This is a genomic window from Herbiconiux solani NBRC 106740 (assembly GCF_001571005.1).
In the GTDB taxonomy this organism is placed as follows: Bacteria; Actinomycetota; Actinomycetes; order Actinomycetales; family Microbacteriaceae; genus Herbiconiux; species Herbiconiux solani.
In genome coordinates this window covers 250,008-271,299 of record NZ_BCST01000001.1, presented here as the reverse complement: position 1 = coordinate 271,299, position 21,292 = coordinate 250,008, and the positions used below count along the sequence as shown (strand labels likewise).

13 protein-coding genes and 1 tRNA gene are annotated in these 21,292 nt (G+C 70.2%); 4 read left to right on the top strand and 10 right to left on the bottom strand.

Annotated features, from left to right (window positions below; translation table 11 throughout):
• Positions 1 to 56 precede the first annotated feature (56 nt).
• Positions 57 to 3,464: an error-prone DNA polymerase gene (locus HSO01S_RS01285; RefSeq protein ID WP_066038766.1), complete on the top strand. Its 3,408-nt coding sequence runs from the start codon at positions 57 to 59 to the stop codon at positions 3,462 to 3,464.
• 54 nt (positions 3,465 to 3,518) lie between these two features.
• Positions 3,519 to 4,697 carry a baeRF2 domain-containing protein gene (locus HSO01S_RS01280; protein WP_066038765.1) on the top strand — a complete coding sequence of 393 codons (1,179 nt, stop codon included), beginning with the start codon at positions 3,519 to 3,521 and terminating at the stop codon, positions 4,695 to 4,697.
• 87 nt (positions 4,698 to 4,784) lie between these two features.
• Here HSO01S_RS01280 and polA read toward each other — a convergent pair whose 3' ends face one another.
• Entirely contained in the window at positions 4,785 to 7,463 is a 2,679-nt protein-coding gene (gene polA / locus HSO01S_RS01275; protein ID WP_066038764.1) for a DNA polymerase I, read from the bottom strand.
• Between the two features lie 102 nt (positions 7,464 to 7,565).
• Here polA and HSO01S_RS01270 point away from each other — a divergent pair, with 102 nt between their 5' ends.
• The gene (locus HSO01S_RS01270; RefSeq protein ID WP_245635867.1) at positions 7,566 to 7,982 is read left to right on the top strand and encodes a PaaI family thioesterase; all 417 of its coding nucleotides are present in this window, start codon (positions 7,566 to 7,568) and stop codon (positions 7,980 to 7,982) included.
• Positions 7,983 to 8,020: 38 nt separating this feature from the next.
• Here HSO01S_RS01270 and HSO01S_RS01265 read toward each other — a convergent pair whose 3' ends face one another.
• The gene (locus HSO01S_RS01265) at positions 8,021 to 8,626 is read right to left on the bottom strand and encodes an ANTAR domain-containing response regulator (protein ID WP_066038762.1); all 606 of its coding nucleotides are present in this window, start codon (positions 8,624 to 8,626) and stop codon (positions 8,021 to 8,023) included.
• 39 nt (positions 8,627 to 8,665) lie between these two features.
• Here HSO01S_RS01265 and HSO01S_RS01260 point away from each other — a divergent pair.
• Positions 8,666 to 8,751: transfer RNA gene (locus HSO01S_RS01260), tRNA-Leu, on the top strand.
• A gap of 72 nt (positions 8,752 to 8,823) precedes the next feature.
• On the opposite strand, the gene HSO01S_RS01255 is transcribed toward HSO01S_RS01260, so the two are convergent.
• From HSO01S_RS01255 to trpC, 8 genes are all read right to left on the bottom strand, one after another.
• The gene (locus HSO01S_RS01255) at positions 8,824 to 9,597 is read right to left on the bottom strand and encodes a hypothetical protein (protein WP_066038761.1); all 774 of its coding nucleotides are present in this window, start codon (positions 9,595 to 9,597) and stop codon (positions 8,824 to 8,826) included.
• Between the two features lie 188 nt (positions 9,598 to 9,785).
• Positions 9,786 to 11,231, bottom strand: coding sequence for a pyruvate kinase (gene pyk, locus HSO01S_RS01250; protein ID WP_066038760.1), 1,446 nt, complete (start codon positions 11,229 to 11,231; stop codon positions 9,786 to 9,788).
• A 71-nt stretch (positions 11,232 to 11,302) separates the two neighbouring features.
• Entirely contained in the window at positions 11,303 to 12,760 is a 1,458-nt protein-coding gene (locus HSO01S_RS01245; protein ID WP_066038759.1) for a glutamate synthase subunit beta, read from the bottom strand.
• Positions 12,753 to 17,333: a glutamate synthase large subunit gene (gene gltB, locus HSO01S_RS01240; protein ID WP_066038758.1), complete on the bottom strand. Its 4,581-nt coding sequence runs from the start codon at positions 17,331 to 17,333 to the stop codon at positions 12,753 to 12,755. Before gltB ends, HSO01S_RS01245 begins: the two co-directional genes overlap by 8 nt.
• A gap of 123 nt (positions 17,334 to 17,456) precedes the next feature.
• Entirely contained in the window at positions 17,457 to 18,482 is a 1,026-nt protein-coding gene (lgt, locus tag HSO01S_RS01235; protein WP_066038757.1) for a prolipoprotein diacylglyceryl transferase, read from the bottom strand.
• 8 nt (positions 18,483 to 18,490) lie between these two features.
• Positions 18,491 to 19,288: a tryptophan synthase subunit alpha gene (gene trpA, locus HSO01S_RS01230; RefSeq protein ID WP_066038756.1), complete on the bottom strand. Its 798-nt coding sequence runs from the start codon at positions 19,286 to 19,288 to the stop codon at positions 18,491 to 18,493.
• Positions 19,285 to 20,520, bottom strand: coding sequence for a tryptophan synthase subunit beta (gene trpB, locus HSO01S_RS01225; RefSeq protein ID WP_066038755.1), 1,236 nt, complete (start codon positions 20,518 to 20,520; stop codon positions 19,285 to 19,287). The genes trpA and trpB overlap by 4 nt, the downstream gene beginning before the upstream one ends.
• Positions 20,517 to 21,290 (bottom strand): indole-3-glycerol phosphate synthase TrpC, encoded by a 774-nt coding sequence (gene trpC, locus HSO01S_RS01220; protein ID WP_066038754.1) that lies wholly within the window; start codon positions 21,288 to 21,290, stop codon positions 20,517 to 20,519. The genes trpB and trpC overlap by 4 nt, the downstream gene beginning before the upstream one ends.
• Between the last annotated feature and the right edge of the window lie 2 nt (positions 21,291 to 21,292).

Sequence of the window (21,292 nt, the reverse complement as noted above, 5' to 3'; positions counted from 1 at the left end):
CGGCCGCGCATCCTGCCCGCCCCTCACCCGCACCCCCGCCCGGGCGGTGACCGCTGATGGGCTGGAACAACCCGCCGATCCCCTGGTCCGAGCTCGAGCAGGCGCTGTCCGGGCGTACCCGTCCCGGCCCGCCGCCCGGCGATGGCGTCACAGAGTCGGCCAAACGCGCCCCGTACGACCCGGAGGGTCTCGCCGAGCCGGCCGAGACCGGGCCGGTCGTGCCCTACGCCGAGCTGCACGCGCACTCCAACTTCAGCTTCCTCGACGGCGCCTCCTCCCCCGAGTCCCTGATCGAGGAGGCGGCGAGACTCAGGCTCGAGGCGCTGGCGCTCACCGACCACGACGGGTTCTACGGCGTGGTGCGGTTCGCCGAGGCCGCCGAGAAGCACGAGGTCGGCACGATCTTCGGCGCCGAGCTGTCGCTGGAGCTCAGCAAGCCGCAGAACGGGGTGCCCGATCCCGAGGGCTCCCATCTGCTCCTGCTCGCCCGCCGCAAGGAGGGCTACCACCGGCTGGCCGGCGCGATCACCTCGGCCCAGCTCGCCCCCGAGGCCGAGAAGGGCCGCCCGCTCTACGACCTCGACGAGCTCGCCGCTGAGGCCCGGGGCGAGCTGATGGTGCTCACCGGCTGCCGCAAGGGCCAGGTCAGGCAGGCGCTCGAGGTCGAGGGGGCCGAGGGCGCGCTGCGGGAGATCGACCGGCTCGTCGCCCTGTTCGGCGCCGACAACGTGCTCGTCGAGCTCACCGACCGCGGCGATCCGCTCGACAGCACCCGCAACGACGTGCTGCACATCCTCGCCGAGCGCCGCGGCCTGCGCTCGGTCGCCACCGGCAACGTGCATTACGCGACCCCGCGTCAGCACCGCCTCTCCCAGGCGATCGCGGCCGTGCGCGCCCGGCGGAGCCTCGACGAGCTCGACGGCTGGCTGCCCGCCGCCCCCACCGCCCACCTGCGCTCGGGTGCCGAGATGGCCCGCCGCTTCGCCCGCTACCCGGGAGCGATCCAGACCACCGTCGAGGTGGCCCGTGAACTGGCGTTCCCGCTGCGGATGGCCAAGCCGCGCCTGCCCCGCCAGACGGTGCCCGAGGGGCACACGCCGATGTCGTGGTTGCGCTCCCTCGTGCTCGAGGCGGTGCCGGTGAAGTACCCGAACGCGAGTGCCGACGACCTGGCGCGGATCGAGAAGGAGCTCGGCGTGATCGAGCTGAAGGACTTCCCGGGCTACTTCCTGATCGTCTACGACATCGTGCGCGAGGCGAAGAGCCGGGGCATCCTCTGCCAGGGCCGGGGATCTGCGGCCAACTCGGCGGTCTGCTACCTGCTCGGCATCACCGCGGTCGACGCGATCGCCCGCGACCTGCCGTTCGAGCGCTTCCTCTCCAGCATGCGCGACGAGGAGCCGGACATCGACGTCGACTTCGACTCCGACCGGCGGGAGGAGGTGATCCAGTACGTCTACGCCAAGTACGGGAGGCGGAACGCGGCGCAGGTCGCGAACGTGATCCAGTACCGCCCCAAGTTCGCGGTGCGTGACATGGCCAAGGCCCTCGGGCACAGCGCCGGGCAGCAGGACGCCTGGTCGAAGCAGATCGAGCGCTGGGGGCCGATGGTCGAGAGCGACGACCACGACATCCCGGCCGAGGTGATCGGGCTGGCCACCGAGGTGCTGAAGTTCCCGCGGCACCTCGGCATCCACTCGGGCGGGATGGTGCTCACCGACCGCCCGGTCGGGGAGGTCTGCCCGATCGAGAACGCCCGAATGGAGGACCGCACGGTGCTGCAGTGGGACAAGGACGACTGCGCCTGGATGGGCCTGGTGAAGTTCGACCTGCTCGGGCTCGGGATGCTGACCGCGCTCAGCCAGACGATGGACCTGGTCGAGGCGTCGACCGGGCGCCGGTGGAGCCTGGACACGATCCCGAAGGAGGAGGAGGGCGTCTACGACATGCTCTGCCGCGCCGACTCGATCGGTGTGTTCCAGGTCGAGAGCCGCGCCCAGATGGGCACGCTCCCGCGCCTGCAGCCGCGGAAGTTCTACGACCTGGTGGTCGAGATCGCGCTCATCCGCCCCGGTCCGATCCAGGGCGGCGCCGTGCACCCCTACATCCGTCGCAAGCTCGGCACCGAGCCGGTCACCTACATGCACCCGAAGCTCAAGCCCGTGCTCGAGCGCACCCTCGGCGTGCCGCTGTTCCAGGAACAGCTGATGCAGATGGCGATGGCCGTGGGTGGTTGCTCGGGCGAGGACGCCGATCTGCTGCGGCGGGCGATGGGCTCCAAGCGCGGGCTGGAGAAGATCTCCTCGCTCCGCGCCACGCTCTACGAAGGCATGGCCGGCAACGGGATCACGGGCGACCTCGCCGACGACATCTACCGGAGGATCGAGTCGTTCGCGAACTTCGGCTTCGCCGAGAGCCACTCGACGAGCTTCGCCCTGCTCGTCTACGCGAGCTCGTGGTTCAAGTTGCACTACCCGGCGGCGTTCCTGGCGGCGCTGCTGCGGGCGCAGCCGATGGGCTTCTACTCGCCGCAGACCCTGACCGCGGATGCGCGGCGGCACGGCGTGGAGGTGCGCCGGCCCGACATCGCGCGCTCGGGGGTCGACTCGGGCCTCGAGCCCCTGCTGCTGGGCGCCGATCCCGCGCATCCGGTGGCCGAGACCGGCCGCGACGGATGCCTCGACGAGCCGCCGCCCGTGCCGCAGACCTTCGACCGTTCCGCCCCCGACGAGTCCGCCGCCCACCGGCGTGACGGGCACCTGGCCGTGCGGCTGGGACTGGCCGAGGTCACCTCGATCGGCGACACCCTGGCGGGCCGGATCGTGGCCGAGCGCGACGAGAACGGCCCCTTCCTCGACATGGCCGATCTGGCCCGCCGGGTCGGGCTCACCACTCCGCAGCTGGAGGCGCTGGCGACCGCCGGAGCCTTCGAGTCGTTCGGGCTGACCAAGCGGGAGGCGCTCTGGGAGGCGGGCAACGCCGCGCAGGAGCGCGCGGAGTACCTGCCGGGCACCTTCGTCTCGGTGCAGCCGCCCCTACTGCCGATGCTCTCGGCCGAGGAGCAGGTCGTCTACGATCTGTGGGCCACCGGGGTCTCGCCGGACGACCATCCCCTGGCCCACGCCCGCGACGAACTGCGGATGCGCGGGGCGCTGTCGTTCGCCGAGCTCGCCGTCGCCGAGAACGGTCGCCGCGTGGAGGTGGGCGGGGTCGTGACGCACCGGCAGCGTCCGGCGACGGCCAGCGGCATCACTTTCCTCAACATCGAGGACGAGACCGGCATCCTGAACGTCATCTGCAGCGTCGGGGTCTGGAAGCGGTACCGCCGGATCGCGCGGGAGGCTCCGGCCCTGATCGTGCGCGGCATCCTGGAGTGCACCGCCGAGGGCGTGATCAACCTCGTGGCCGACCGCTTCGAGCCGCTCGTGCTCAGCGCGAAGACCCGCTCCCGCGACTTCCAGTAGCGCGGCGCGTGTCAACCCCCTCCCGCGGCTCGTGCAGGAGTGCCGAATGGATGCATGAGTACCGCATCCCCTCTTCTCCGTGCCCTCGCCGACGTCTACCGGCAGCCGGGCGACTACTCGACGGTCTATTTCGACCTCTCCCTCGACACCGGGGATCCGCCCCAGGCCGCCGAGGAGCGGCGGCGATCCATCGCCGACATGCTCGGTCGGGCCGGGGCTCCGCAGGAGGACGTCGATGCGGTGATCGACGTCCTGGCCGGCGCCGAGGGGATGCCGAGCCCCGTGACGGCCTTCGCGCTCGTGCGCGACGGGGAGGTCGTCGTGGAGGACCTCATCACCGCGACGCCGCTCGACCAGGAGTCGGTGACCTATGGTCCGCTCCCCGACCTGGTGCCCTTGCTCAAGCACGCGGCCGACTCCTTCCACTACCTTGTGGTCGAGACCGCGCGCGACGGCGCGACCATCACCCTCCGCCGGGTCGGCCGGGCGGAGCCGGACCAGAAGACGAGGCAGCAGGGGCGCACCGACACCCTCCACGCCTCCAAGAGCGGGGGCGGCTGGCGGCAGGACTACTTCCAGCGCCACGCCGAGGAGATCTGGCGCCGCACGCAGTCCGAGGTCGCGACCACGATCGATTCGCTGGTGCAGCGCTACCGGCCGCGTCTGATCGTGGTGACCGGCGACATCCGGGCCCGGCAGCTGCTGATCGACGAGCTCTCCACCGAGGCGCAGGGCGTGGTGCGCGTGCAGGCCTCGGATCAGGAGGCCGAGGGAGCTGACCGCTCCCGGCTGGAGGCGTTCATCGACGAGGAGATCGGTGCGATCATCCGGGCCGACGAGGAGGCCGTCGCCGAGCTGGTGCGCGAACACGAGGGCCGCGGCGACAACCGTGCCGAGCTCACCGTGGGCGGGGTCGTGCACGCGCTCGCCTCGGCCCAGGTCGAGACGCTGCTGATCGACGAGTCCCGGCTGGGCGACCGGGAGGTGCTGGCGCTGGACGGACCGCCCTGGGTGGCGACGGCGCCCGAAGAGGCGCTGACCGCGGGCATCCTCGGCTCGGTGCCGGCGCGGCTGGGGCTGGTGCGGGCCGCCCTGGTGACGGATGCGCGGGTCTTCTTCGCGCGGGAGCGCGGCTCGGACGACGAACCGGTGGCGCTGCCCGAGGGCGCCGCGGTGGCGGCCCTCCTCCGCTGGACCACGGGCCCCGCGGTCCCCGGCGTCGACGACCTCTAAAAACGCCGAGAAGTCACTTTTACGTCTAACCCATGGGTTTTGGACGTAAAAGTGACTTCTCGGCGAAGTGGGGTGGGTGCGACCGGGTCAGTGGGCCGCGTCGTTCCAGTTCTGGCCGCGGCCGACCTGCACCTCGAGCGGCACCGAGAGGTCGGCGGCCCGGCTCATCCGGGTCGTGACGATCGCCTCGAGCGCGTCCCACTCCCCCGGCGCCACGTCGAACACGAGCTCGTCGTGCACCTGCAGCAGCAGCCTCGACGTCAGCTCCTGCCGGCGCAGGTCGGCCAGGATGTCGATCATCGCGATCTTGATGATGTCGGCCGCCGTGCCCTGGATCGGCGCGTTCAGCGCGGCCCGCTCATCGTTGTCGCGCAGCACGCGGTTGGTGCTGTTGAGGTTCGCGAACGGGCGGCGGCGGCCGAAGATCGTCTCGGTATAGCCGTCGACCTTCGCCTGCACGACCACGTTGCGCAGGTAGTCGCGCACGCCGCCGAAGCGCTCGAAGTAGTCGCTCATCAGCTGCTTGGCCTCGGCCGTCTCGATGCGCAGCTGCTTCGAGAGCCCGAAGGCGCTGAGCCCGTAGGCCAGGCCGTACGACATCGCCTTGACCTTGGTGCGCATGTTCGGCGTCACGTCTTCGGGATCGACCGAGAAGATGCGCGAGCCGACGAACCGGTGCAGGTCTTCGCCCGAGTGGAAGGCGTCGATCAGCCCCTGGTCGCGCGAGAGGTGCGCCATGATGCGCATCTCGATCTGCGAGTAGTCGGCGGTCAGAAGTGTCTCGTAGCCCTCCCCGACCTGGAACGCCTGCCGGATGCGGCGGCCCTCCTCGGTGCGCACCGGGATGTTCTGCAGGTTCGGGTCGGTCGACGAGATGCGCCCGGTCGACGAGCCGGTCTGCACGTAGGTCGTGTGCACCCGCTTGTCGGGCGCGATCGCCTTGTCGACGCTCTCGATGATCTGACGCAGCTTCGTCGCATCCCGGTGCGCGAGCAGCAGACCGAGGAACGGATGCGGGTTCGAGGCCTGCAGGTCGGCGAGGGCCCCCGCGTCGGTCGAGTACCCGGTCTTGGTGGCGCGGGTCTTCGGCATGTCGAGCTGATCGAAGAGCACCTCCTGGATCTGCTTCGGCGACCCGAGGTTGACCTCGCGCCCGATGATGCCGAAGGCCTCGGTCGCGATGGTCGACGCCGACTCGCCGAGCTCGGCCGAGAGCGCGCTCAGCTCGTCGTGGCTGACGGTGACACCCGTGAGCTCCATCTCGGCCAGCACCATCAGCACGGGCATCTCGATCTCGGTGAGCACCCGCAGGGTGCGCTCGTCGAGCTGGGCAGTGAGGGCGCGGGCCACGCGGAAGGCGTACCACGCTTCCTCCGCCGGCCCGACGACGGTGTCGCTGTCGGGCACGAGCTGGTTGGGGTCGGGCGTCGGCAGGATCTCGAGCAGATGCCGGTCGACGAGCTGGGCGAGCGAGCGGTCGGCACTCGCATCCGGCTTCAGCAACCACGCCGCGATCACCGGGTCGAACGAGACGCCGTCGACCGCGAGCCCCGCGTTCCGCAGCGCCTTCACCTGGCGCTTGGCCTCGAAGAAGATCTTCGGCGCCGGGCCGGCCAGCCACTCCTCGAACGGGGCGTAGTCGCGGCTCCCCGTCGTCCAGGGTAGGAAGACGGTCTCGTGCTGGGTCGCGAGGCCGATCGCGATCGGGTAGCCGTCGATGGTCTCGATCTGGACCGAGATCGCCTCACCGGTCGAGCCGTGGCGGGCCAGCCAGCCCGCCAGCTCCTCGTCGAGCAGGGTGACCGGCGTCGGTGCGTTCTCGGCCTTCTCGGCGGCGGCCGCCGCGGCGGCCTGACCGACCTCGGAGTCGCCCGCGATGCCCTCGAGCTTCAGCACGCGGTCGAGCAGGGTGCGGAACTCCAGACGCGCGAAGACGTCGCGGATCTGCTGCTCGTCGGCGGGCCGGCGCTCCAAGTCGGCGGGCCCGACCGGAAGGTCGACGTCGGTCAGCAGGCGGTTGAGCTTGCGGTTGCGGACGACGTTCTCGGCGTGCTCGCGGAGGTTGTTGCCGACGACGCCGGGGATCTCGTCGCGGTGCTCGAGGATCGCGTCGAGCGAGCCGTACTGGTTCAGCCACTTGACGGCCGTCTTCTCGCCGACCTTGGGTACGCCGGGGAGGTTGTCGCTGGTCTCGCCGACCAGCGCCGCCACCTCGGGGTACTGCTCGGGCCGGATGCCGTAGCGCTCGAAGACCTTCGCGCCGTCGTAGCGGGTGAGGTCGGAGACGCCCTGCCGCGACGGGTAGAGCAGCGTGACGTCGTCGTTGACGAGCTGGATCGCATCCCGGTCGCCGGAGACGACGAGCACGCGGTAGCCCTCCTCGACCCCCTTCTTGGCGAGGGTGGCGAGGATGTCGTCGGCCTCGTAGTCCTCCTTCTCGATCGTCACGATGCCGAGCGCGTGAAGCGCCTCTTGCAGGAGCGGGACCTGGCCGATGAACTCCGCCGGCGTCTCGCCGCGGGTGCCCTTGTACTCCGGGTACTCACGGGTGCGGAACGAGTGGCGGGAGATGTCGAACGCGACGGCGAGATGGGTGGGCTTCTCGGCCTTCAGCAGGTTGACGAGCATCGCGATGAAGCCGTGGATCGCGTTCGTGTGCTGCCCGTCCCGGGTCGAGAAACTGTCGACGGGAAGGGCGTAGAAGGCCCGGAATGCGAGCGAATGACCGTCGATGACGAGGAGGGTAGGCTGTTGATTGTCCGGCACACGGCAAGCCTACACACGGCCTCCGACACCCCCTCAGAGTTCAGGATCACGACGATGACGGATGCGCATCCCACCCCCGACGACGTCCTCCCGGTCGACGTGATGGCCGTCTTCGGCTACCGCGGGATCGGTGCGCTGGCCGAGCGGATGGGCATCCAGTTCCTCGAGCTCAGCGCCGAGCGATCGGTCGCGCGGATGCCGGTCGAGGGCAACACGCAGCCCCTCGGTCTCGTGCACGGCGGAGCCTACGTCGTGCTGGCGGAGAGCCTCGGCTCGACCGCGGCCAACCTGCACGCGGGCCCGGGCAAGGTCGCCATGGGCATCGAGATCAACGCCAGCCACTCCGGCTCGGCGACCGAGGGCTGGGTGACCGGCACCTGCACGGCGATCCACCTCGGGCGGAGCCTCGCGACCCACCAGATCGAGATCGACGACGAGAACGGCCGCCGGCTCTCGACGGTCCGCATCACGAACATCATCAAGGACCGACGGCCGGGCCAGGTCTTCGAGCAGAAGTAGCTCCGGGCCGCAACAGCGGCGACGGAGAAGAGCTCCTGTTACTTCTTCGGGCTGAGCTGCTCGATGATCGCCTGGGCGACGTCGTGCATGGTCAGACGCCGGTCCATCGAGGCCTTCTGGATCCAGCGGAACGCCTCGGGCTCGGTGAGGCCCATCTTCTCGTTCAGCAGGCCCTTGGCCCGGTCGACGAGCTTGCGGGTCTCGAAGCGCTCGACGAGGTCGGCGACCTCGGTCTCGAGGGTGATGATCTGGGCGTAGCGCGAGAGGGCGATCTCGATCGCGGGCAGCAGGTCGTTCGGGGTGAAGGGCTTCACGACGTAGGCGAGCGCGCCGGCCTCGGTGGCCCGTTCGACGAGCTCCTTCTGGCTGAAGGCGGTGAGCAGCACGACGGGGGCGATGTGGTCCTTCGAGAGGCGCTCGGCCGCGGAGATCCCGTCGAGCTGAGGCATCTTGACGTCCATGATCACGAGGTCGGGCCGCAGCTCGGTCGCGAGGGCGACCGCGGTCTCGCCGTCTCCGGCCTCACCCACGACGTCGAACCCGTTGTCGCGCAGGATCTCGACGATGTCGAGGCGGATCAGGGACTCGTCCTCCGCCACCACTACACGGCGGGGCGCTGCTGTCGTTGGTTCTTGGTCAGTCACGTTTCAACCCTACGGTATTCTGGACCTCGCTCGTAGCAGGCCGGTGTGGCGGAATGGCAGACGCGGCGCACTCAAAATGCGCTGTCCGTGAGGGCATGTGGGTTCGAGTCCCACCACCGGTACCACGCACAGGCAGGACGACGAAGCCCCGCCCTCTGGTGCGGAGGACGGGGCTCGCCGGTACTGCTGCTGTGGTGCTATCCCACCGGAATGGGGGTGGGGGTCGCCGTCGGGGTCGGGGTGCTCGCGGCGGCGACGGCTTCGGAGAAGATGGCGATCGGCACGTACTGGTGCACGACCTGCGTCGTGTACGTGTTCGAGAGCGGGCTGTTCTCGTACGACACCTGGAACGCGAAGTCGAGCATCACGCCCTGGGTGTCGTCGCTCAGCACGCCGATCTGCTGCGACTCCAGCTGGAACCCGCCCTTGGGCGAGGTGATGAGGAGACCGAGGCCCTGATCGGATCGCAGGGCCTCGGGGTCGAGGGTCACCTTCAGCGGGTCGGTGTTCAGCGAGTACGCCGTCTGAACCGCGCCGGAGGTGGTGGTGGTCTTGGCCGTGACCGAGATGTTCGACATGTACACGCGCCGCTTCTGGTCGAACGGGGCCTCGGCCGAGACGGTGTTGTCGTAGACGCCGATGACGAAGGAGAACCGCTTGTCGGCCATCGGGGTCCAGTCGTGCGTCTTCTGCTCGGTCCAGACGTCGAGCTTCAGCTGGAGCTTGTTCGCGATGTCGACCGTCGGGTGCACCGAGCCCATGTCGGTGAAGACCGAGGCGAACTGGAGGCCGGCGTCGGTGGTCGCGGCGGGCTCCTCGCTCGTCGTGGTCGTGGTCGAGGAGTTGGCGGCGCCCGGCGTCGGCTGGATGCCGAAGAGCGGCATGATCGTGGAGCAGCCGGACAGGGCGAAGGCCGTGGCGATCGCCGCACCTGCGCCGACGAGGCGGATGATGAGTCTCTTCGGAGGCATGGGCGGCACTTTCAGGTCGAGGTTCCACAGACCCGTCGAGCCGTTCGCTCCCCGGGCAGTTGGGAATCTAGCAGCGCCGATCCGCCCGGAAACGGCGATCGGCCAGGAACCGATCGAACCTTGATCGAATCCTGGCCGAATCCTGAGGTAGCGCGAAGACGCTACGGCTCAGTCGCCGTGCGGGTGCCTCAGTTGTCGATCACCGCGGGGGCCGACGGGTTGTGGGCCGAGCCGATGACGTGCACGCGCATGTCGTTCGTGGTGCCGGCGACCCCGGGAGGGGAACCGGAGATGACGATGACCTTGTCACCGATCTGGGCGCGGCCGAGCCCCAGCAGGATGTCGTCCACCTGCACCATGAGCTCGTCGGTGTGCTTCACCCGGTCGACCAGGTAGGACTGCACGCCCCAGCTCAGCGCCATCCGGTTGCGGATGCCGGGCTCCGGCGTGAAGCCGAGGATCGGGATGCTCGAACGCAGGCGGGTCATGCGGCGCACGGAATCGCCGGACTCGGTGAACACGCAGAGGAACTTGGCCTCGACGAAGTCGCCCACCTCGGCGGCGGCGAGGGTGACCGCGCCGGCCTGGGTGCGGGGCTTGGTGCCGAGCGGAGGGATCCGCTCGAGGCCGTGCTCCTCGGTGGACTCGATGATCCGTGCCATGGTCTGCACGGTGATCACCGGGAACTCGCCGACGCTGGTCTCGCCCGAGAGCATGACCGCATCCGTGCCGTCGAGCACCGCGTTGGCGCAGTCGGAGGCCTCGGCGCGGGTGGGCCGCGGGCTGGAGATCATCGACTCGAGCACCTGGGTGGCGACGATGACGGGCTTCGCCATCCGCCGGGAGAGCTCGACCGCGCGCTTCTGCACGATCGGGACCGCTTCGAGCGGGAGCTCGACGCCGAGGTCGCCGCGGGCGACCATGATGCCGTCGAAGGCGTCGATGATCTCCTCGAGGTTCTCGACCGCCTGCGGCTTCTCGATCTTGGCGATGACGGGGACCTTCCGGCCCTCCTCGGCCATGATCTCGTGCACCTGCACCACATCCTCGGCGTTGCGCACGAAGGAGAGGGCGATCAGGTCGGCGCCGAGCTTGAGGCCCCAGCGCAGGTCGGCGATGTCCTTCTCGCTCATGGCGGGGACGTTCACGGCGACACCGGGCAGGTTGATGCCCTTGTTGTTCGAGACCGCTCCGGGCACCTCGACCACCGTGGTGACGACGCGGCCGTCGGTCTCGAGCACCCGGAGGGTGACCTTGCCGTCGTCGATCAGCAGCGGGTCGCCCGCGGTGACGTCGCCCGGCAGACCCTTGTAGGTCGTCGAGGAGATCTCCTTGTTGCCGATGATGTCGTCGACGGTGATCTTGAAGATGTCACCCTCGGCCAGGTCGTACGGCCCGTTCTCGAACCGGCCGAGACGGATCTTCGGACCCTGCAGGTCGACCAGCACGGCGACGGCACGGCCCGAGTCTTCTGCGGCCTGCCGCACGTTGCGGTACACCGCCTCGTGGACGTCGTAGCTGCCGTGGCTCAGGTTCATCCGCGCGACGTCGACGCCGGCATCGATGATGGCCCTGATCGTGTCGTAGCTGGAGGTTGCCGGGCCGAGTGTTGCGACGATTTTCGCGCGTCTCATCAGTGTGTACTGCTCCGAGTTCTGCGCCGGGGCGCATGTGGTGGTGGTGTGTGGAAGCGGTTGGGAGGCTATCAGATCGAGATGGCGCGATCCGTGGGCTTCACAGGGAACGGGAGCTCGGTCGAGCCCTCCAGGTAGGCGTCGACCGCGGAAGCCGCGGCGCGGCCCTCGGCGATGGCCCAGACGATCAGCGACTGGCCGCGACCGGCGTCGCCCGCGACGAAGACGCCGGGGGTGCTGCTCTGGTAGTCGCCGGCGCGCTCGACGGCGCCGCGCTGGTCGAAGCGGGTGCCGAGCTGATCGGTGATCCCGTCGGTCTCCGGCCCGGTGAAGCCGAGGGCGAGGAGCACCAGGTCGGCCGGGATCTCCTTCTCGGTTCCGGCCTTGGGTACGCGGCGGCCGTCGACGAACTCGGTCTCGGCGACGCGGATGGCCCGCACCTCGCCCGACTCGTTCGACAGGAACTCGACGGTGGACGCGAGGTAGGTGCGCTCACCGCCCTCCTCGTGGGCGCTGGCGACCTCGAAGAGGGTCGGCTGCATCGGCCAGGGCTGGGTCTCGGGCCGCTCGGCGGGGGGCTGCTTGCCGATCGCGAGGTTGGTGACCGAGAGGGCGCCCTGGCGGTGCGCCGTGCCGATGCAGTCCGCGCCGGTGTCGCCGCCGCCCAGGACGACGACGTGCTTCCCCTCCGCGTCGATCTGGCCGAGGATGTCGTCACCGGCGCCGACCTTGTTCTGCTGCACGAGGTACTCCATGGCGAAGTGCACGCCGTCGAGGTCGCGGCCCGGGATGGGCAGGTCGCGCGGGACGGTGGCGCCCGTGCAGACGATCACGGCGTCGTAGCGCGCGCGCAGGTCGTCCCAGGAGATGTCGACGCCGATCTCGATGCCGGCGCGGAAGCGGGTGCCCTCGGACATCATCTGGGTCAGGCGCGCCTCGAGGTGCTTCTTCTCCATCTTGAAGTCCGGGATGCCGTAGCGCAGCAGTCCGCCGATGCGGTCGTCCCGCTCGTACACGGCGACCGTGTGGCCGGCGCGCGTGAGCTGCTGGGCGGCGGCGAGGCCCGCGGGGCCCGAGCCGACGACCGCGATCGTCTTGCCGGTGAGGCGCTCGGGCGGGTGCGGCTGAACCCAGCCGTTCGCGAACGCCTGGTCGATGATCGAGACCTCGACCTGCTTGATGGTGACCGGGGGCTGGTTGATGCCCAGCACGCAGGCCGACTCGCAGGGCGCGGGGCACAGCCGCCCGGTGAACTCGGGGAAGTTGTTCGTCGCGTGCAGTCGCTCGATCGCCTGACGGCCCTCGTCGCGCCAGGTCAGGTCGTTCCACTCCGGGATCAGGTTGCCGAGCGGGCAGCCGTGATGGCAGAACGGGATGCCGCAGTCCATGCAGCGGCCGGCCTGGCGGCGCGTGGTCGCGGCGTCGCCCTGCTCGTAGACCTCTTTCCAGTCCATCAGCCGCACCGAGACGGGGCGGCGGGGCGGGAGCTCGCGCTCCTGTGTCTTCAGGAAGCCCTTGGGATCAGCCACCTGTCACCTCCAAAATACGTCCCCAGACGACGTCGCCGTCCGGGTCGAGTCCTTCTTCGACCGCTTCCTGCCGGGTGGCGAGGACGGCCGCGTAGTCGCGGGGCAGCACCTTCGTGAACGCCGCGATCGTGGTGTCGAAATCGGCGAGCATCCGGGCCGCGAGGGGCGAGCCGGTCTCGGCCTGGTGCCGCTCGAGCAGGTCGCGCACGATCTCGACGTCGGCACCGCCGAGCGGGAGCAGCTGCAGCTCGCCCGAGTTCAGCGAATCGGCGTTCACCCGCTCCGGGTGCAGATCGTGGATGTAGGCGGTGCCGCCGGACATCCCGGCGCCGAGGTTGCGCCCGGTCGAACCCAGGATGAGGGCGAGACCACCGGTCATGTACTCCAGAGCGTGGTCGCCCACACCCTCGACGACGGCCGTGGCCCCCGAGTTCCTGACCAGGAACCGCTCCCCCACGATGCCGCGGAGGAAGAGGCTGCCCCGGGTGGCCCCGTAGCCGATCACGTTGCCGGCGATCACGTTCTGCTCGGCCGCGAAGACCGAGTGGCGGTCCGGCCGCAGGATGATCTGGCCGCCGGAGAGACCCTTGCCGACGTAGTCGTTCGAGTCGCCCTCCAGGCGCAGCGTGATGCCGGACGGGAGGAAGGCGCCGAGCGACTGGCCGGCCGAGCCGAGCAGCGTCACCTGGATCGTGCCGTCGGGCAGACCCTGCTCGCCGTGGCGTTTGGTGACCTCGTGGCCGAGCATGGTGCCGACCGCGCGCTCGGTGTTGCGGATCGGCAGCGTGATCGCCACCGGCTCCCCGTGCTCGAGCGCCGACCGCGCCTCGTGGATGAGGCGGTTGTCGAAGTGCTTGTCGAGCTCGTGCTCCTGGGCGCGGCGGTTGGCCCGCGGCTCGTCGGCCGAGAACTTGGGGCCCACTAGCACGGGGCTCAAGTCGAGGCCGTCGGTCTTCCAGTGCTCGACGGCGGCGTTCACGTCGAGCAGCTCGTTGTGGCCGATGGCCTCCTCGAGGCTCCGGAAGCCGAGCGCGGCGAGGTACTCCCGCACCTCCTGGGCGAGGAACTCGAAGAAGTTGACCACGAACTCCGGCTTGCCGCTGAAGCGGGCCCGCAGCTCCGGGTTCTGCGTCGCGACGCCCACCGGACAGGTGTCCAGGTGGCAGACGCGCATCAGGATGCACCCCTCGACGACGAGCGGGGCCGTCGCGAACCCGAACTCCTCCGCTCCGAGCAGGGCGCCGACGATGACGTCGCGGCCGGTCTTCATCTGGCCGTCGACCTGCACGACCACGCGGTCGCGCATCCCGTTCAGCATCAGCGTCTGCTGCGTCTCGGCGAGACCGATCTCCCACGGGGTGCCGGCGTGCTTCAGCGAGTTCAGAGGGCTGGCGCCCGTGCCGCCGTCGTGGCCGGAGACCAGCACGACGTCGGCCAGCGCCTTCGTCACGCCCGCGGCGACCGCGCCGATGCCGTTCTGGCTGACCAGCTTGACGTGCACGCGGGCTTCGGGGTTCGCGCGCTTCAGGTCGAAGATCAGCTGCTTGAGGTCTTCGATCGAGTAGATGTCGTGGTGCGGCGGCGGCGAGATGAGGCCGACGCCCGCGGTCGCGTGACGGGTGCGCGCCACCCAGGGATAGACCTTCGTCGGGGGCAGCTGACCGCCCTCGCCGGGCTTGGCGCCCTGGGCCATCTTGATCTGGATGTCGGTGGCGTGGGTCAGGTACATGCTCGTGACGCCGAACCGGCCGGAGGCGACCTGCTTGATCGCGCTGCGGCGGGTCGGGTCGAGCAGCCGGTCGACGTCTTCCCCGCCCTCGCCCGTGTTCGACTTGGCGCCCAACTGGTTCATCGCGATCGCGAGGGTCTCGTGCGCCTCCTGGGAGATGGAGCCGTAGCTCATCGCCCCGGTGGAGAAGCGCTTGACGATCGAGGAGACCGGCTCGACCTCGTCGATCGGCACCGGCGGGCGGACCCCGTCGCGCAGCTTGAACAGACCGCGCAGTGTCATCAGGTGCTCGGCCTGGTCGTCGACGAGCTTCGTGTACTCACGGAAGATGTCGTAGCGCCGGGCGCGCGTGGCGTGCTGCAGGCGGAACACCGTGTCCGGGTTGAACAGATGGGGCGGCCCCTCACGGCGCCACTGGTACTCCCCGCCGACCGCGAGCGGCTCGTGCGCGGTCACGGCCGCGTCGTCCGGGAAGGCGGCCGCATGGCGGGCGCCGCTCTCGGCCGCGATCACGTCGATGCCGACGCCGCCCAGCTTGGAGGAGGTGCCGGTGAAGTACTCCTTCACGAACTCGGGTGCGAGCCCGACGGCCTCGAAGGTCTGGGCTCCGGCGTAGGAGGACACCGTGGAGATGCCCATCTTCGACATGATCTTGAGCACGCCCTTGCCGAGCGCCTTGATCACGTTCTTGACGGCCTTCTCGGGGGTGACCCCGACGATGACACCGCTCCTGACCAGGTTCTCGACCGACTCCATGGCGAGGTACGGGTTGACCGCGGAGGCGCCGTAGCCGATCAGCAGCGCGACGTGGTGCACCTCGCGGACGTCCCCGGCCTCGACGATGATGCCGACCTTCATCCGGGTCTGCTTGCGGATCAGGTGGTGGTGGACGCCGGCCAGCATGAGCAGGGACGGCACCGGTGCGTACTCGCGGTTCGAGTCGCGGTCGGACAGGACGATGAACTCGGCGCCGTTCTCGATCGCCTCGTCGGCCTCGGCGCACATCGCGGCGATGCGGTTCTGCATCGCCTTCTCGCCCTCGTCGACCCGGTAGAGGCCGCGGATGGTCGTGGTCAGGCGGCTGCCCGAGCGCGGGTCGATGTGCTGGATCTTCGCCAGCTCGTCGTTGTCGATCACCGGGAAGTCGAGGATCACCTGACGGGTGTGCTCGGGCGTGGCGTCGAGCAGGTTGCGCTCCGGCCCGAGGCCGAGGCGGAGGCTCGTCACGACCTCTTCGCGAATCGAGTCCAGCGGCGGGTTCGTGACCTGGGCGAACTGCTGGGTGAAGTAGTCGAACAGCAGGCGCGGACGGTCGGAGAGCACGGCGATCGGGGTGTCGGAGCCCATGGCGCCGAGCGGCTCGGCGCCCGCCTTCGCCATCGGGGTGAGGAGGATGCGGATCTCCTCCTCGGTGTAGCCGAAGGTGCGCTGACGACGGGTCACCGAGGCGGGCGTGTGCACGATGTGCTCGCGCTCGGGGAGGTCGCGGAGGTTGATCCGGCCCTCCTCCAGCCACTCGGCGTAGGGCTCGGCGGCGGCCAGCTCGGCCTTGATCTCGTCGTCCTCGATCAGGCGGCCGGCGGCCGTGTCGACGAGGAACATCTTGCCGGGGCGCAGGCGCCCCTTGCGGACGACGCGTGCCGGGTCGACCTCCGGGAAGACGCCGATCTCGCTCGCCAGGACGACCAGGCCGTCGTCGGTGATCAGGTAGCGGCCGGGGCGCAGACCGTTGCGGTCGAGCGTCGCGCCGGCCAGGGTGCCGTCGGTGAAGATGAGGGCGGCCGGGCCGTCCCACGGCTCCATGAGCATCGAGTGGTACTCGTAGAACGCGCGGCGGGCCTGTTCGAAGTCGGCCTGGTTCTCCCACGCCTCGGGCACCATCATCATGATCGCGTGCGGGAGCGAGCGCCCGGCCAGGGTCAGCAGCTCGACGACCTCGTCGAACGAGCCGGAGTCGCTGAGGCCCGGGGTCACGATCGGGTAGAGCGGGCTGAGGTCGCCGAGGAGCTCCGAGTGCAGCTGGGACTGGCGCGCGCGCATCCAGTTGCGGTTGCCCTGCACGGTGTTGATCTCGCCGTTGTGCGCCATCATCCGGAGCGGCTGGGCCAGCGGCCAGGAGGGGAAGGTGTTGGTGGAGTAGCGCGAGTGCACGAGCGCGAGCTTCGAGGCGAAACGCTCGTCCGAGAGGTCCGGGTAGAACGGCTCCAGCTGCAGCGTCGTGACCATGCCCTTGTAGGTGATGGTGCGGCACGACAGCGACATGAAGTACACCTCGTGCTCGAGCTCGGCGCGCTTGCGCAGGCGGAACGCCTGGCGGTCGAGGTCGAGGTCGGAGAGCGTCTCACCGGTCGCGGTCGTGCGGGTCGACTTCACGTAGAGCTGGTGGATCGCCGGCATCGCGTCCCGGGCCAGGCGGCCGAGCTCGTCCGGGCGCACGGGCACCTCGCGCCAGCCGAGGATCTCGAGATCCTCCTGCTCGGCGAGGTCGCGGATGTGCTCGACGACCTTCCGGCGCTCGGCGTCGTCGAGCGGGAGGAAGGCGTTGCCGACGGCGTAGCTCCCGACCGGGGGCAGCTCGACGGGTGCGACCGCGCGGAGGAAGTCGTCCGGGATCTGGGTCAGGATGCCCGCACCGTCGCCGGTACCGGCGTCGGAGCCGATCGCCCCACGATGCTCGAGGTTGCGGAGCGCGCCGAGGGCGGTGTCGATGATGTCGTGACCGGCCGTGCCGCGGAGCGTGGCGACCATGGCGAGCCCGCAGGCGTCGCGCTCGTCGCTCGGGTCGTACAGACCCTGGACGGGCGGGAGCGCGCTGAAGGAGAAGGATGCAGGCTGATCGGCCATAGAGAACCGTCCTCTACGTGATTCATAAGGGAACTGGGACGCCAATGGCCCATTGATATCAGGGTATCCGCGGGGTCTCACGGCCCTGCGGTGTCTACTTGTCCTTCTCCGCGCCGGGTGCTGTCATCGCGCGGACGGGGACTTCGCTCCGATTTCACTTGTGGCGCTCGGTTCGACTGCCTCGTTCTCGGCGAGCTCGGGGGCGTCCTCGCCCTCCAGCTCATCGTCCGAATACGTGTCGGTCGATTCTACCCCAGCAGGACCGGCCCACTCCGCACCGGGCCGATACGGGCCGGTCTCGACGCCGGGGTGACGCCGCGCCTGGACGACGAGCACGACCAGGCCCAGCACGATCGCGAGCCAACCGGCCCAGACCTCGAGCCGCACGCCCGCGAGAAGGGGGCCGACGTCGATCCGCAGTCCGCCCATCCACCAGCGGCCGAGGCCGAACCAGATCAGGTAGAGGCCCCAGACCTTGCCCCACTGCAGCGCGAACCGGCGCGCCACGAGCACGAGGAGGGCGGCGCCGACCAGATCCCAGACGATCTCGTAGAGGAAGACGGGCTGGAAGAGGGTGCCATCGGCGAGCCCCGCGGGGAAGCCGGGAGTCGTGGCCGGCACCTCGAGGCCCCAGGGCAGGGTCGTCGGCACGCCGAAGCGCAGCAGGTCGAAGTAGTCCCCCACCCTGCCGATGGCCTGGCCGACCAGGAGCGCCGGGGCGAGCGCGTCGGCGAACGACCAGAATCGGATGCCGCTCAGCCGCGAGCCGATCAGCGCACCGATCGCGCCGCCGATCAGGCCGCCGGTGAAGGTGTACCCGCCGTCCCAGACCGCGAAGAGCGCGCCGGGGAAGGCCGAGCCGTCGAAGTAGACCGACGGATGCTCGAGCACGAACCAGAGGCGGGCCCCGATGTAGCCGAGCGGCACGGCCCAGATCGCGAGATCGACCACGATGCCGGGCTCGGCGCCCCGCTTTGTGAGCCGACGCGAGGTCAGCCAGAGGGCGACCACGATCGCGACCACCACGGCGATGGCCGAGAAGCGGATGGGCAGGTTCCACTGCCCGAAGAACTCCAGGCCCAGACTCGCCAGCCACTGGGTGAGGTCGAAGGACACGGCCCCCGGGGCCGGGATGCTCTGCGGCAGCATGGTCGCCGCTACCGGCCCGTGCCCGTCGCGAGCTCGGCCGCGAGACGGCCGACCGCGGGGACGCCGCCGTCGGAGAGCGCCTTGACCAGGGCCGAACCGACGATCGCGCCGTCGGCATAGGTCAGGATCTCGGCGATCTGCGCGGCGGTCGAGACGCCGATGCCGACGGCGAGGCTCTCGGCGCCCTGCGCGCGGAGCCGGCCGGCGAGGGTGCGTGCCGCCGCGTCGAGGTCGCCGCGGGCTCCCGTGATGCCCATCGTCGAGACGGTGTAGACGAAGCCGCGGCTGTTCTCGACCGCCATCCGGAGCCGTTCGTCGGTGGAGGTGGGCGCGGCGAGGAAGACGCGATCGAGCCCGGTGCGGTCGCTGGCGGCGAGCCAGTCGGCGCCGGAGTCGACCGTGAGGTCGGGGGTGATGAGCCCGGCGCCACCGGCCGAGACGAGGTCGTCGGCGAAGCGGTCGACGCCGTACTGCAGCACCGGGTTCCAGTAGGTCATCATCAGGACCGGCGCGTCGACGCGGGCCCGGATGCGCTCCACCGCGGTGAAGGCGTCGCGGAGCCGGGTGCCGTTCGCCAGCGCGGTCACGGTGGCGGCCTGGATGACCGGGCCGTCCATCACCGGGTCAGAGTACGGCAGGCCGAGCTCGAGCACGTCGACCCCGTTCTCGACCAGGGCGACGGCGGCGTCGATGCTCGCGTCGAGGGTCGGGAAGCCGACCGGGAGGTAGCCGACGAGGGCTCCGGCCCGATCGCTCTTCGCCTGGGCGATGGTGCTGCCGACGGGCGAGCCGGTGACGGCGGTCATATCTTCGCGTTCCCCTGCTCGTCGAGCACGTCGAACCAGCGGCCGGCGGTCTCGACGTCCTTGTCGCCGCGCCCGGAGAGCGAGACGAGGATGGTGGCGTCGGGGCCGAGCTCGCGGCCCAGCTCGATCGTGCCGGCCAGGGCGTGTGCCGTCTCGATGGCCGGGATGATGCCCTCGGTGGTGCAGAGCAGCCGGAACGCCTCCATCGCCGCCGCATCCGTCACCGGGCGGTAGCTGGCGCGGCCGATCGAGGAGAGCCAGGCGTGCTCGGGGCCGACGCCGGGGTAGTCCAGGCCCGCGGAGATCGAGTGGGAGTCGCTGGTCTGGCCGTCCTCGTCCTGCAGCATGATGCTGCGCGACCCGTGGAGCACGCCGGGGCGGCCCATCGTGATCGTGGCAGCGTGCCGCTCGGTGTCGACGCCGTCGCCGGCGGCCTCGTAGCCGTAGAGGCCGACGGTCGCGTCGTCGAGGAAGGCGTGGAAGATGCCGATCGCGTTCGAGCCGCCGCCGACGCACGCGGTGACCGCATCCGGAAGCGCACCGGTTAGGTCGATGACCTGCTGACGCGCCTCTTCGCCGATGACCTTGACGAAGTCGCGGACCATCGCCGGGAACGGGTGCGGGCCGGCCACCGTGCCAAGGAGGTAGTGGGTGCTCTCGACGTTCGCGACCCAGTCGCGGAAGGCCTCGTTCAGGGCGTCCTTCAGGGTGCGGGTGCCGCTCGTGACAGGGATGACCTCGGCGCCGAGCAGGCGCATCCTGGCCACGTTGAGGGCCTGGCGCTCGGTGTCGACCTCGCCCATGTAGACGACGCACTCCATGCCGAACAGGGCGGCGGCCGTCGCGGTCGCGACGCCGTGCTGGCCGGCGCCGGTCTCGGCGATCAGGCGGTGCTTGCCGATGCGCTTGGCGAGCAGGGCCTGCCCGAGCACGTTGTTGACCTTGTGCGAACCGGTGTGGTTCAGGTCTTCGCGCTTCAGGATGATGCGGGCGCCGCCGGCGTGGCGGGCGAAGCGGGGCACCTCGGTGATGATCGAGGGGCGCCCGGTGTAGGTGCGGCCGAGCTCGGCGAGCTCGCGGTGGAACTCGGGGTCGAGCTTGGCCAGCTGGTACGCCTCGTCGAGCTCGTCGAGCGCGGCGATCAGGGACTCGGGCATGAAGCGGCCGCCGAACTCGCCGAAGAAGGGGCCTTCCTCGGCGCGGAGCGAACGGACGGAGTGGAGATCGGTCATACGGAGAGGAACTCCTTCAGGGTCGTCACGGGGTTCTCCCCCGTGACCAGGGCTTCTCCGACGAGGACGACATCGGCCCCCGCCGCACGGTAGTGGGCGACGTCGGCGACGGTCTTGACGGCCGATTCGGCCACCTTCACCGTTCCGGCGGGGATGCGGCCGGCGAGCCGGCCGAAGAGGTCGGGGTCGAGCTCGAAGGTCGTGAGGTCACGGGCGTTCACCCCGATCAGGGAGGCGCCGATGTCGACGGCGCGCGACACCTCGGCGGCGTCGTGGGTCTCGACGAGCGGGGTCATCCCGAGCGAGAGCACGAACTCGTGCAGACGCACGAGCGTCGGCTGGTCGAGTGCGGCCACGATCAGGAGCACGAGGTCGGCACCCGCGGCCCGCGCCTCGAGCACCTGGTACTCGGTCGCGATGAAGTCCTTGCGGAGCACCGGCACGGAGACCGCGGCACGGACAGCCTCGAGGTCGGCGAGCGACCCCTTGAAACGGCGCTGCTCCGTGAGCACGCTGATCGCGCTGGCCCCGCCCTCGGCGTACTGCGCGGCGAGGGAGGCGGGGTCGGCGATCTCGGCCAGGGCGCCGCGGGACGGACTCGCCCGCTTCACCTCGGCGATGATCTTCACCCGGTCGGCCGGAGCGAGGAACGCCAGCGAGTCGAGTGCGGCCGGGCGCGCGAGCGCGGCGGCCTCGACGGCGGAACTGCTCCGCTCCGTCTGCCGCGCAGCCGCGTCCTCGAGGGCACCCGCGACGAGATCGGCGAGCACCG